The 13,538-nt window shown below is 37.2% G+C and carries 13 protein-coding genes; 8 read left to right on the forward strand and 5 right to left on the reverse strand.

All coding sequences use genetic code 11. The features are described 5' to 3' along the window. Window positions 1-176 precede the first annotated feature (176 nt). Window positions 177-1,049 carry a glycosyltransferase family 2 protein gene (locus tag JI665_RS11965; RefSeq protein ID WP_312886190.1) on the forward strand — a complete coding sequence of 291 codons (873 nt, stop codon included), beginning with the start codon at window positions 177-179 and terminating at the stop codon, window positions 1,047-1,049. A gap of 34 nt (window positions 1,050-1,083) precedes the next feature. Here JI665_RS11965 and JI665_RS11970 read toward each other — a convergent pair whose 3' ends face one another. The 3 genes from JI665_RS11970 to JI665_RS11980 form a co-directional block, all read right to left on the reverse strand. Beyond that, window positions 1,084-2,043 (reverse strand): CgeB family protein, encoded by a 960-nt coding sequence (locus tag JI665_RS11970; RefSeq protein ID WP_206839610.1) that lies wholly within the window; start codon window positions 2,041-2,043, stop codon window positions 1,084-1,086. A gap of 9 nt (window positions 2,044-2,052) precedes the next feature. Beyond that, window positions 2,053-2,544 carry a hypothetical protein gene (locus JI665_RS11975; protein WP_206839611.1) on the reverse strand — a complete coding sequence of 164 codons (492 nt, stop codon included), beginning with the start codon at window positions 2,542-2,544 and terminating at the stop codon, window positions 2,053-2,055. Between the two features lie 180 nt (window positions 2,545-2,724). Continuing rightward, complete coding sequence (locus JI665_RS11980; RefSeq protein WP_206839612.1) at window positions 2,725-3,468, reverse strand: hypothetical protein; 744 nt, start codon at window positions 3,466-3,468, stop codon at window positions 2,725-2,727. Window positions 3,469-3,787: 319 nt separating this feature from the next. Here JI665_RS11980 and JI665_RS11985 point away from each other — a divergent pair, with 319 nt between their 5' ends. The 5 genes from JI665_RS11985 to JI665_RS12005 all read left to right on the forward strand — a co-directional run bounded on the left by JI665_RS11985 (window position 3,788) and on the right by JI665_RS12005 (window position 9,821). Beyond that, window positions 3,788-4,891, forward strand: a complete 1,104-nt coding sequence (locus JI665_RS11985; protein WP_206839613.1) for a glycosyltransferase family 61 protein — start codon at window positions 3,788-3,790, stop codon at window positions 4,889-4,891. A gap of 41 nt (window positions 4,892-4,932) precedes the next feature. Next, window positions 4,933-5,616 carry a sulfotransferase family 2 domain-containing protein gene (locus JI665_RS11990; RefSeq protein ID WP_206839614.1) on the forward strand — a complete coding sequence of 228 codons (684 nt, stop codon included), beginning with the start codon at window positions 4,933-4,935 and terminating at the stop codon, window positions 5,614-5,616. 337 nt (window positions 5,617-5,953) lie between these two features. Then, the gene (locus tag JI665_RS11995; protein WP_206839615.1) at window positions 5,954-8,812 is read left to right on the forward strand and encodes a hypothetical protein; all 2,859 of its coding nucleotides are present in this window, start codon (window positions 5,954-5,956) and stop codon (window positions 8,810-8,812) included. Next, window positions 8,787-9,233, forward strand: coding sequence for a Mov34/MPN/PAD-1 family protein (locus JI665_RS12000; protein WP_206839617.1), 447 nt, complete (start codon window positions 8,787-8,789; stop codon window positions 9,231-9,233). Before JI665_RS11995 ends, JI665_RS12000 begins: the two co-directional genes overlap by 26 nt. Window positions 9,234-9,641: 408 nt before the next feature. Further along, the gene (locus JI665_RS12005; protein WP_206839619.1) at window positions 9,642-9,821 is read left to right on the forward strand and encodes a hypothetical protein; all 180 of its coding nucleotides are present in this window, start codon (window positions 9,642-9,644) and stop codon (window positions 9,819-9,821) included. Window positions 9,822-9,973: 152 nt separating this feature from the next. On the opposite strand, the gene JI665_RS12010 is transcribed toward JI665_RS12005, so the two are convergent. Then, window positions 9,974-10,234 carry a DNA-binding protein gene (locus JI665_RS12010; RefSeq protein WP_206839621.1) on the reverse strand — a complete coding sequence of 87 codons (261 nt, stop codon included), beginning with the start codon at window positions 10,232-10,234 and terminating at the stop codon, window positions 9,974-9,976. Between the two features lie 287 nt (window positions 10,235-10,521). Between JI665_RS12010 and JI665_RS12015 the strand changes: the two genes are divergently transcribed. Continuing rightward, entirely contained in the window at window positions 10,522-11,325 is an 804-nt protein-coding gene (locus JI665_RS12015) for a CsxC family protein (RefSeq protein ID WP_206839622.1), read from the forward strand. Window positions 11,326-11,680: 355 nt separating this feature from the next. Here JI665_RS12015 and JI665_RS12020 read toward each other — a convergent pair whose 3' ends face one another. Next, window positions 11,681-12,472, reverse strand: coding sequence for a CsxC family protein (locus JI665_RS12020; RefSeq protein ID WP_206839624.1), 792 nt, complete (start codon window positions 12,470-12,472; stop codon window positions 11,681-11,683). A 355-nt stretch (window positions 12,473-12,827) separates the two neighbouring features. Between JI665_RS12020 and JI665_RS12025 the strand changes: the two genes are divergently transcribed. Next, complete coding sequence (locus tag JI665_RS12025; RefSeq protein ID WP_206839626.1) at window positions 12,828-13,538, forward strand: CsxC family protein; 711 nt, start codon at window positions 12,828-12,830, stop codon at window positions 13,536-13,538.

The raw sequence follows: 13,538 nt of genomic DNA on the forward strand, positions 1-13,538 counted from the left end.
GAATCATTAATGTAAAGACTTCAAATGGCATCCTGAAACCTTTACAGCCAAACTACAAAGTTAAAAAATAACGAACCACTGAACCTTTTTAAAAGAGAGCTAAGTCCATCAATTAATGAATACATTAGTGTAGCGGCTTTATCTATTCAACAGTAAGGGAGGTGTATTATTTGTTGGTGGTAGTTCAAAATTTTGCTGGAGTCACCAAGGGAAATTTTCTCAGAAAGAAAACCAGCGGAATAACTCCTCATTTATCTTTAAGGCAAAAAAAAGCCCTATTGAAGAAAGCCCGCACAGAAAATGAAAAAAGCAAGGTGAATAAAATGTCTAAAGCCACCAAAAATAAACCTAACCTGAAAATAAGCTGTATTTTAACAAGTTATAATCGTCCTCAGAGAGTCCGTGAGGCCATTGCAAGTGTTCAGCAGCAAACATATCCCAATTGGGAGCTCATTGTTGTAGATGACAATTCTAATGCAAAAACTAAAAATGTATTAAATGAAATTGCTGATAAAGATCCCCGGATTACACTAATTCAGACAGGAGTAAGTCCCGAGGATCGCCCAAAAACAACCAGATATGCAACCTGCATTAATTTGGCACTCGGAAGGATAACGGGAGATTTAGTAACCTATTTAACTGATGATGATATATACTATCCAACCCGATTCGAGAGAATGGCAGCGGCGTTTCAAATGAACCCCAAAATTCATGTCTTATATGGCAGACAAAAAGTCATTGTGTATACAGGGAATAGGATTACAAGGACTTTTATACGCCCCTTAGTTGGAGTTACACGATATCCAATGGGGAGGGTTGATCATAATTCCTTTATGCACAGTCGATCCTGCTTAGAGGTAGTGAAAGGGTGGGATGACCACCCTGACAATTGGAAGGCCGGTGACGCAGCTTTTTTTAGAAAGCTTGTAAGGCATTGGGATTTTTATCCCATAAATGCATTAACCGATGAACATCGGGTACATGACAAAGGGGTTCAGAGAAAACTGCATCGCGGAACAAAACCATGGAACAGTGAAGATGCGGAGTAGGTTAATTGCCAATGATAGTCTTTACTTACTATTGTCATTGGAGCTTACTCAGCATGTCTTCCATCCTTTTTTCAAATGTATGCTCTTTAAGGACGCGCTTGTTTGCGAGTTCCGAAATTTCCTTGCGCTTTTCTTCATGATTAATATAAAAAATAATTTTTTGAAGCAGTTCATCTTCCGTTTTAAATGATACGATCTCCTTGTCTTCGATAAAGTGGATTGGCAAATCCTCTTTGTACTCAATTAACTGAAAAGCCCCGCAAGCTGCTACATCAAAGGTTCTATTATTTATGCTATTGCCCTTAATGCCAATCCGATTTTTGTTTTGATGTAAATTGTAGGGCCTGTGCGTATTTAATACAATTTTTGCTCCGTTATAATACTGAGCCGCAATCGATGGTTCCACCCAAATATCATGAATTCTCAATCTGGGGTGATTTTGCAGCCGGATTAATTTATTTCTCCATTTGCCAATTACCTTGATTTTATAAGGTGTTTTTTCCAGAAGAACCTGGATAAGCTTCACCCTATCCGGATATGGATAGCCCAGCAGACATATATCGCTTATAAAAGCTGGTCCGGCCTGAATAGGCTTGAATATTTCTGTTGAAGTTCCTAATGGCAAATGGAAAGTTTGCTGGTGCCCTTTTTTAATATAGAAATCTTTGGCTGCCGTATCGATAGTAAAGATATAATCATAATTGGGTATTAGCACTTCCGTTTTATCCATGTAATAAGGATCTTCCGTTAGCCAGACTGCCGTCTTAATCTTTTGTGTCTTTACCCATTGGATTATTTTTAAAGGGACCTTAAAGCCCAGAAGGACAATGACAATGTCCGGTTTAAACTGATTTACCATTGTTTTTAGCTTTCCAATGCCAGTTAGGGGATCAAATTGTTTTACATTGGTTTTCTTTTGAAGCTCTTTCATAATCCATTGTTCAAAAAATTTATATATCCCTGTATAACCTGAAGAAATAAATAATATTCTCATAACATTCACCTAAAAATTAATAGAAATGCTGTTTAAGGCACCGATTCCATCTTTTTGTTCATCACAATAAAAAAAACCGTCCACAAGAACGAATCTATCTTTTTTCTTGGAAGAAACCTGCAGCTCATATCCAAAATTTAAATTTGTCCCTTGCTCAAGCGCCTTGGATTTTCCTGGCTTTAACCAGTGTTCACCGATCTTTAATGCTTTTTCCTTCCAGTCATCATCTATATATACCCAGGCTTCTGTATTAGAACCATCAATCATGAGAGCGGTATGATTTACTGAACCGATCTTTCCGCCAAGCCGCACATTTTCCGAAGGTTTTGTCCGCAGACAAATGAGGGGATTATTTAATGCAGCTGTACCGATATTTCTTATATTCAAGTTTCCAACTACCATAATATCCTCTTCTTCCTCCTCCTTTTCAGGAAGCATAATGGAATAACTGAACCAGGCGATACTATTAACAATTTCAGGTTCCTTCTTTTTCCAAAACAAGGTATCACTCCTATTCCATTACCAAATGTTTTCTTTACACTTTATGCCTTTAAGTAAGGGTAAATGTTAATGTTTCTGAGGGTAAGAGCTGAGTAAAATATAAAACTTTATCAATCAGCGTTTTAAATGTAAAAAAAGAGGAGCGGGCACTCCTCTTAGATTCTAGTTTTTCATGATCTATTAAGCTGGTGATGGACCAGGTCCCGGGAATACAGTCGGGCACTGAGGCGGGAACGCAAGCGGCGGACAAACGAAAGGCATGTCAGGACGCGGCTGGCAGAATTCAGCTGTAATTTCAAGCTTTACCAAAGCTTCCATTTGAACGTTTTGACACAGGTTAATTGAAATATCCAGCTGCTGGAATTCGAATTCACCAGGCGTAGCAGTTGCGCGGCAAATCAAGTTGGCATCACATTCAAAGTCTGTAATTTCACATTGCAGGAAAGTTCCTGGAGGCGCACATAAGAAGAATTTCTCAGATACAGCCCAAGGAATCGGCCCAGTTGTACATGACAAGCCATTTGGATTTGTTACTCGTACAACTACAAAACCTTTCTTTAAAACCTTTACTTTTTGCAAAGTAACTGTTGATCCATCTGGCAACTGGAACTGCCCGCTTGCACGGCCATCCGGCTGAGGGATTTCCTGGCAAAGAATTGATCCAGGTGCTAGAGGGTCAACAGGAGTACCATTTTCATCAGTTGCAAAACATTCAACTGTGTAATTTCCTCCTAGAACTGCACATGGGTCTGTATCTGGCGTTACACCGCCATTTTCACAGTCAAACTCAATTGCTCCAGCTGCTAGATCACTTGCATTAAAAGCAATAAGTGGCACATCAACTTGGCGGGTTACCCAGTCATAAACTTTATTTACTTTTATACATAAAGTCTCCTGTCCGCCGTTAATTGACTTAAAATCCATTAACTGATCATCCTCTCGCTTTATTATATTAGGGTTAAACCTACTTGTATGTTATGCTGCTTCTCCTGCTATGTGTATGGGCTTTTGCGTAAATTCAGACACCATTCCTGATTACCCAAACCAGAAAGCATAAATCTCCATAAACCTTTAACCCAATGTTAATATATTCCGATTGAGAAGCAGTGTGCTCACAATAGTTAACAGGGCCGAGCCTAAATATTTTAACCTTTATTTGCCCTTTGTCTGGACAATAATCCAAGCCATCCACATTAGGAAGAATATAATATTTTGTACCGGAAATTTTTTGGAGGGTGAAATTGTGAGCAGAAATTACATGAAGGTGATTCCGTACCGAGAAATATGTGCAGCCAAAGACTTTAAAGAATTTAAATTAGGAATATTACCGCAGAATACTCTATATCATTTAAGAAATCCAGAAAGAACTCAAATCGTTCCACCCTTGCTGCCTTTTCCAGGTATAAACTTGCCAAATGAATGTGTAACACAGGATTTTTATGTTGCAAGTCTTAGAAATACTTTATGCATAAGGAATCAGACAATTATCCATAACAGAAAATTTATTCTTCCTGATAGCTTCAGACATTACCAGTTTAACTCCTCAACAAACCATCTGACCTATAATCAACGATTAAATCGATTCTCACTAAAGGTAAATATAGAAAATACGAAATATCAAAAAGGTGATTGTATTTTTTTAAGCGGAGAGAAAAGCGGCTTCGGGCATTTTTTATTAGAGGTTATCTCAAGACTATGGATTACAAAGTATATTGATGTTAAAAAGGTAAAATTCATTATGAATCCAGAAGATCGAACCAGCTGGAAGCTCGATTTGCTTAAACCCTTCGGAATTAGCACGAGGCAAATTGTATATCTGGACAATCCCATCGTATGTGAAAGACTTCATATACCAGTTCAATCCTTTTGTCTACGAAAATACACCTCATCATTTGCCTATAAAACATGGAAAAGAATCGGTGACTACTATGACAGGGGGACAGGGGCTGAAAAGATTTATGTCTCCAGGTCAAAATTGAAAAATCAGCGGAGAGGTTTACTGAATGAGAAAGCTGTTGAAAGGATTTTTTCTTTAAACGGCTATAAAATTATTCACCCTCAGGAACTAAAAATATCAGAGCAAATTAATTTATTCCGCAATGCAAAGGTTATAGCAGGCACTTCAGGTTCAGGGATGTATAACAGTGTCTTTCAGCAAAATCATCCCAAAGTTCTTATCCTTACTTCTAATACATTTTTTAAAATGAGTGATGTATTAGTGAATACATCCACGGGAGGCAAGCTGCATTATTTTGTCGGTCAAACAACTGAACTAAATGTTCCTGGCATTAAAGCAAGCTGGATATTGAACACAGAGCATCTGAACCAATTTTTAAAAGTATTTTAACAAATGCTTAATGAATAATAATGAATTACGGGGGATGAAAAGTGATAATATTTATCCACATACCAAAAACAGCTGGTACCTCCATGAGGAAAATAATAGAAAAACAGTATGGTATTTATCAAATCCGTTCCTTTTATGCTGGACATGAGGACGCTTATAATAAGCTAAAGGGAACACCTAACTCAAGACTCTCTTCTGTAAAGTGGATACAGGGCCATTTTCAATTTGGTCTGCATGAAGCTTTATCGCAGCCTGTTCAGTATCTCACAATGCTCCGCCATCCTGTAGACCGTGTCATTTCCTTTTATTACTTTCTAAGGGAAAGCCCTCGGCACCCTTTAAATAAAAAAGCTATGTCTTTAACTTTAAAGGAGTTTATTTTGTGTGAGGATAGAAATATACAAAATCAAATTCATAACTTACAAACAAAAATGATTTCCGGGGATGGTACTGCATCAATAGAAAAAGCTAAAAAAAATATCGAAGAACACTTTTTGATGGTTGGAATAACGGAGCGTTTTAATGAGTCCCTGGCAATTATGAGAAATAAGCTTGGATGGAATGCCCCTTATAATAATAAGCACAATGTAACTAAAAGACGTCCGAAAATGGAACAGGTTCCAGCGGAAATCAGAAAGCTGATCGAGCAGAAAAATGAAATTGACTTTCAGTTGTATGAGTACGGGAAAGGGTTATTACAGAAAGAAATAAATTCTTTGAAATGATAAATGGAAGCATAGCTCCTAACCGAAAAAATGAAAAGGCTAACTCGAATGATCGATGTAATCGAACCTTTGAGTTAGCCTTTTTTGCACGGCTTAAAAAGCAAATAAATTTAATCCATACTGAAGGGCTTGCATCAATTGGCATTAATTGATTCTTGGATAATTTACCTATTCTTCCTGAATACATATATGTTAGATACAAGTTTTTTTATCCGGATAGCCATCCAGGCAAAGTGCTTCTTTAAATAATTTATTGGTTCTGCATCATTACACGTTTTTAGCTGAAGGGCATAAACTAGGAGATAAAGGAATGGGTATCTGCCTAAAGGAGAGGAATATGATGCTAAGAAGGAGCAGAGTTGAAAGACTGACTTATGTTCAGCTGCAGCAGAAAGTAATACATCTTGAATCGGAGCTTTCTTATTTTCGCGCTAACCATGATGGAGTTGTTCAAAATTATATTGAGCAATTAAAGCAGATGAAATATGATAATGATTTTCTGAAAAGGGATATGCAGAGACTTACTGAAGAAAATGAAAGGCTCATGCAAAGTGAACTCAATCCAAAATTGTTTTCCAAATGGGATAGAGAGAAAACGGCAAAACATTTAGAAGAGAAAAATCAGCTGGAAAAAGAAATAAATAGCTTAAGAGAGGAAATTTCAAACCTCAATCACGACCTAAAAGATCAGGATCAGCAATTTGAAGAACTCCAAACATTGCTTGAAGCTAAAACGGCAGCTTTAAAGGAAGCAGAAGTGGAAAAGGAACATAATCATCAGGAGCTCAAAACAGCTATGGAAAGTGTTAATGAGCTGAAAATGGTGTTAAGTGAGCATGAAAAAAGCGCAGATGAATCAAAAGCAAAAGAAAATCAATTGGCATCGCAGTTAAGGAAGGCAATAGATGAGAAAATGCAATTATTACAAAATTTCCAGTCAGTCGAAAAAGATTACCAATCATTAAATAACGTTCTGGCTGAAAAGACTTCTGAACTGGAACAGCTGCAGGAGGAACATAATCAGCTACTCGAAGAAAATATCACAGCTGAACAGAAGAACCAGCAATTAGAGAATCTAATGGCTGAGAAAACTTCAAAGCTTGAAAAATTGCAGGAGGAATATAATCGTTTACTGGAAGATAACAAGACTGCTGAACAGAAATATCAAAAATTGGAAAACCAATTGACTGAAAAAGCTTTTAAGCTTGAACACCTGCAGGAGGAACATAATCATTTACAGCAGCATATTCAGACTTCTGAACAGAACCATCAGGAACTGGAGAAGGAACTCGCGGATAAAACATCTAAGCTGCAGCAATTGCAGGAGGAACATAATCATTTACAGGAGCATAATCAAAAGTTAGAAAAGGATTTTGCTGATAAAACATTAGAATTGGAAAAATTACACAAGGAAAGAAATGATAATAAGACAATAATTGAATGCCTGCAAAATGAATTGCAGCCGGCTGGCCAGAAGCTGAAAGAAGCAGAACAAAAAATCAGCATACTTACAGCGAAAGCAAGTGAATTGGAAACAGAAAATCTAAGTTATTGCAGTGAATTAACAAAGGCAACCGAAAGAATGCTCCAGGCTGAGGAAAATGCTAAATCTCTGGAGGAAAATTTTAAAAAGATATCAGAGGAAGCATCAGCGAAAATCAAAGAAAACGAAAAAATGGGCCAAGAATTACGGGTTTTAATCCAAAATCAGGAACAATTAAGTCAGAAAAACGTATCTTATCTACAAAAGATAACCCAATTGGAGTCTGAAAAAAATAATTCAGCAGAGTCAGTCAGTCATCTTAAGGCAGAAATGGAAGCTTTAAAGACAGAACTAAAACAAAAAGAGAAAGAAAAAATGGAAGTGCTTAACCGTCTGGAAAGCCGTGAGATTGAAATGGGCAAGCTAAAAGATGAGAATAACAGTTTTGAAGAAGAAAAAATCGGTCTTCTTGAAAAGCTTGCAAAACTGGAGGAAGAAAATGCTGCTTTCAATGAAAATTTTTCAGTCCTTTCTTCTCATCGGAAGTCAGACGAAAAACGCATGGATTTAATCACGGCAAATTTAAACCAGGTATTTACAGAAATGAAACAATTAGTACGGATGACATCCTCATTAAAACACCAATTGGAATCAAAGAATATAGAGCTTAATCAAATTAAAAAGGAGAAGGGTGTGCTTATGGAGGAGCTAGTAAAAATAAAGGATGACTATGAGAAGTCAGAAGCAAGAAAGGATGAGTTGGAGAATCAGATAGAGATAATGAGAACTGAGCTTCACAAAGCTCAAAATTCACTCACACGTCTGGAACAATTTGAATCTGAGAAACTCAGACTTAAAGAAGATCTTGAAACAAAAATAGAGGAGTTCAATTCATTAACTGATCACTATAAACGAGAAAAAGATTCTTACCTTCAGGTCCTGGAGCATGTTCAGGATCAGGTAAATGTATATAAAGAAAAATCTGACCAATTTGATGCAGAGAAAGGCTCCTGGTCAAAACAAATTGACGAGTTAAAAGGTGAGCTCAAGAGAACGAAAGCAACGGTTGAAAAAATGGAAGAGCTTGAAAAGATGAATGCTCAGCTGGCTTCAGAATTACAGGCGAAGGACATTGAAATTTATAAAGTAAAAAAAGAAAGTGAACGTGCTTTGCACCAGCAATTAGATCAGTTCAAAGCAGATATGAAACAGTATCAGGATAAAATCTCACAATATGAAAAGGACAGGGAGATTTGGGAAAAACAAATGAAACAAATGAAAGCCCAATTTACTGCCTTGGAATCCAACCTTGAGGAAAAGGAGAACTTTATTAAACAATATATCAAGCAGCCCCTATCTCCATACACAGCCGGACTTCAAAATCCTTCCGAGCAAAGTTCACCCGATAAGGAACAGCCAGTTCAAAGCCAGCCTCAGGAAAGTCAGTACCAGGCAGGACAGCAGCAAAGCCAGCAATCCGCCAGCTGGTTCCAAAGAATGCTTTCTCAGCAGCAAGGAGGGAGCGCACGCCCCCAAAACTTTCAGGGGCAATATCACCCCAGTCAAGGGCAATACCATCCCAGTCAAGGGCAATACCAGCCGCTCCCGAAACAAACAAACACAGCAGCAATGGACTTTTTCACATTGCGCAGCAAAACGACACAGCCAGCGCAATCAGGGAATAACTATGGGAACCAATGGAAAGAAGATTAGCGAAAATCATTTAAATAAATTTGATATAGTAATTAAGAAAAAAATTTATGAAGAGATGATAAGCTATTGCAGGAGCAATTTGCCGTATGAAGCTTGCGGGCTTCTTTCAGGAGCAAAGGGCCAATGTACTACTTTATGGAAAATAAAAAATGAATATCAAAACAGGAATCGGTTTATGATGTCTGCTGAATCCATCAAGGCAGCCGTTCAGGAAATGGAACAATTGAGTGAGGGGCTATCTGGAATTTTCCATTCGCACCCTACTTCACCAGCCGTTCCATCTACACATGATATGAATAATAATTCCTATCCTGAGTTGCCTTATTTTATTGTTTCCTTTTATAAAGGAAAAACAGAAGTTAAAGGCTATAAAGTAGTAGAAAAAAGGTACCATCCACTAAGTCTTAAAATTATTGATTAGTCCACTAAACCCGGCGTACCGATTAGGCGCCGGTTATTCTTTTTTAACTATTTTACTCTTGTGACATTAAATATTATTCGATTGTATATAGCAACAAAACAATCAGAGCGGATAAGTACTAGATCACTTCTGCTAATATTACCAAAGATTATCTATGATGTTTTATCAATTGCGAGCAAGGGGCAGGATATTTTCCCCAGCAGAAACTGCAGCAGTAATATGTATACAATGCCTGAAGCAGCAATTTCCCTTCATCACCATACAAGCGGGGAAAAAAGGCCACAAATTCACCTGTCCTGATATGCTATTACTCTGTACCGTTAAATTGGGTATTAGCCTGAACACGTTGCAGCTAAAAGTCTCATAATATATATTGTGGTGGATTTATTTGTGGTAGGAGGAGTTCATTTGAATAAAAAAAGGGAGTTGCCAAAGAGATATCAAACAGGTAATCCACAAAAAAAAGATGAAAATAAAATTTACATGGGAAATTCGATAAAGGGAGCGGGCTACAAGAAAAAAAGAACTGGAAATGGAGACTGCGGCTGCGGCTCCAACGTAAAGAAATTACGCGCTAAAAAGGCATAAGAATATTTATTATCTATAAATATCCAGAGTTTTTTAAGTCTACCATTTTAAAAAAGGGGGGCAAATAGTAATGCTCCCCTTTACATTTTAATCTATTAACCAACATTTAATTTATCAATTTATAAAATCTGCCTCTCCTATAATTAAGAACATTATAGTTCTATCTCCAATTCGTCCTTATAGCAGCAAAATTTAAATTTCTTCCCTTTGCCACAGGGGCATGGATCATATAATTTATCCTTCATTTTCGTTCTTAATGCTTTTTTCAGCTGGGATATATCTACATAGGGTTTCAGTTTGATTACCGATTGGATACCATAATCCTGGCAAATTTTTGTAACCTGGGCTGCTTGGAGCTCAGTAACGACAGAACAATAAATAAGCTTTTCTTTTCGAAGGTTTGTGTTTGACAAATGTAATTCTCCCTCCAATCTTAAAAGTTAGTTTATCATACGCATTTTTGCTGAATTCGGAACGTTAATTGATTTAAAAAATGGGGTATCTGCAATATTCACTTAAGACAGATTGATTGCGTCTTATGTAATGAATGTCCAAAAAAATGTTCCAGCTTATTATAAATGTCCATGCCATCCTTGTCTTTTATACATATATAAATAGTAGGTCAAAAGAAAGAAGTTACTCAATTATGTTATTTTGTACTCTTTCTGCTTTGATTTAAAAAATATAAGGAGTGAAATGTATGAAGAAAAATATGGGGTGCGGCAATAAAGGTCATAGCGGAGCCTGCGACATCTCGAAAGCCAAGACAGTAGATTGTTTTAACAGATCTTTTGCCCCTATTGCGGACATTCAAAAGGTTCCTGTTTATGACATTCCTGTCGTTCTGGCAGAGGTGGAGCTCCAGGCGGATGTCGAAGCCGATATTAAGCTTCCAACAGCTGCCAGGGAAATTAAATGGATTCGCAAGAATGTATCCCTCACACAGTGTAAAGCAATCCCATCAGTTCAAAATCCAGGGTATGTTAAGTTATTCATTACTGGTGTTGTGCATAAAAATATTCAATATGTAGAAGAATGCAGCGGGTACATTACGGACTTTAGTACCGACATTTCTTTTAGCTGTAATCAGCAAGTTCAGGTATTTAATCATCCGATTGAATTTTTAAGCAGAAAATCATCAGTGGATGAAAGAAGATTCCTTGATAAAACGGGACATGGTGCTGACCATTCTATGGGTGGTTCAAGAACATTCGAATTTTATAATGAACCGATTGACTGTAAATTAATTTTCTCAGAAGTTAATGAGCTCGATCTTTTTAAGGAGTTCAACCGGTTTGGCCAGTTCGATAAGATTACTGAAAAAATGGAAATAACACTATTCTTTAAATTATTGCAAACCCAGCAATTTAATCCGAGGTTCGTACAGCCGCCGAAAAAGGGACCTTGCAATTTGCCTTGGCCAGCTCAAAAAAATGCACAGACACCAGCAACTGCCCGTGAAAAATTTGTAGAAAAGATTCAAGGTATGTATCGCATAAGATAAAGCGGTTATTATCTTCTCATCCTATCCAGTGATGAAAGCTGGAAAACTGTATCACCCATTTATATGCAGATTGTTCATTCTGAGTCTGTATCCCGGACTCAGAATGATTTAGTTGGAATAGCAAAGCAGAGTTGGAGTGAGTAAAATACATAAACAGTTTAGATAAATGCAGTCGACTGTATTTTTGATTTAACTCTGAATATATTAAAATCGTTTTTTTTTGACCCGTTAACGGGTTTTTTTTATGAATTCGATAACTTGGTGAAATAATAATGCATTATCTTTAGCAATTTCGTTCTGAAATTGCCAAGATAATGCATTAGTCTAACCGTTTTAATTTTTAGAGAAAGGTAGATTATAGAACATTCACACGAACCTGCTGATTTTGTAAAACTTTAATTGTAAATTCGAGGAACATTTTTTCTACTATTGTTTGGAAGGTTCCCTCTTCGAAAGCAGCATGATTTGGCAGTGGATGACGATCTATAGCTTCATCATATTCAACAATTCTGCTTGCGAGCAATTCGCAGAAAGGAAATTGATTATAGAATTGGCGGCTTTCCTGATGAAACTGGGAAAGATCGCTTGAAAGCAAATGGTCCTTTTCAGGAAAACCTTTTCCTAAATCTTGGGATCTAAAGAAATCGAATTCTGATTCAGAATTAAACATCGGACGCTGTGGCGGGTTCAGGAAATCTTCGGCAGCAATTGTAGTAGTACATTCAAATGGGGTATCAACAGTTAATGACTTTAATTCGGATGAAACACATGAGCTGCCATATGAATGTGGGCATGGAGTAGCGTACTGGATATTTTTACGAACAAAACCTCTTATAAATAAAGGAATTGGCGTTGGTGAAGGTGCAAAAGGATCAAAACCAGCAGCTCCAGGAAGAAGGAGTGTGCACTGCACAATTTTAACCCTCTTTTTAATAGCCTTGATTTCCAGCACTGGATCAGGGAAATGAATTTTTGCAGATAGATTGGTTCTCACATTCAATTCAGCAAGAGTTACCGGAACTCTTAAAATTGCTTCTCCTCCAGGTGTTGCTCCACCAGGTGTTGTAATAGGAGTTACCGGAAAACTCTCGCACTGTTCTACAGATGCGGATTGGTTCGTACTAATACAATTATTATCCTTTTTCAAAATTTTTCCTCCTTTATTAATTAAGCTCAATTTATCATATGCAGAAAGTGAGACAAACTATAGATGAATGAAGTAGTGCATTAGTGGATTTTTGCCGGAGGAGCAGTTATTTTTGGCATTTGCATAGTTTGATAGGAGAGGATTTAGTCCATATCTATTTTGTCGTTTAATGTGCCGGAATTTGTTTAATAATTTGGGTAAATGCGGTTTTTTCAATAATATTAAGAATTGATATATATGCCATGATATACTTGTCCACTCCATATAGCTCTTTCTTACATATATAATAGTGAGTCAATGAAAACCATTAAGCTTGCTTTCAATTTGACTAAAAAACTATTTAAGGAGTGATTGTATGAAGAGGAACCATTCATGCGGGTGTGGAAGCGGCAAAGACAAATGTCCTCCCCTTCCGGCATGCGATACAGCAAAATCTCATACATCTTTTTGTGATGTAGGAGATGCAACAAATACAGGCAGTATAGAGGAAACGGTTGTATTAGGTGATGTTCCGATCCAAACTTTAACAGAATCAGATATTTATCTTCCTTCTCCTGCAACGGATATTAAAAACATTAGAAAAAATGTGTATTTAACTCAATGTAAAGCAGTACCTGTTATTCCCGAGGGATTTCCAGATACTGCTCCAACTGCTGTAAAGCTGTATGTTGAGGGTTATATTCATAAGAACATTCAGTATGTGGACGGGTGTGAAGGCAGTGTGAAAGATTACAGTGTCAATGCTCCTTTCAAGTGTTACTCTTTAGTAGACGGTCTCCCGGATATTGATTGGCAATTTAGCAATAAGAGCAGCCAGACCAATGAAATTAGAGAACTTGCAAAAGATGGCATGGGGGCAGACCGCTGCAGCTTTGGTTCATTTACTTTTGAATTCTTAAACGAACCGATCAAATGTAAATTGCTGAATGCAAATGTAACACAAGTGGACGTGTTAAGCGATTTTGACAGATTCGGCAGATTTGATAAAATTACTGAAAAAGCGGAAGTTAATCTTGTTGTTCGATTGACTCAGCGTCAATTAGGCAACGGCAACGGCAACGGATAA

It is taken from the genome of Bacillus sp. NTK034 (assembly GCF_017303275.1).
Lineage (GTDB): Bacteria > Bacillota > Bacilli > Bacillales > Cytobacillaceae > Cytobacillus.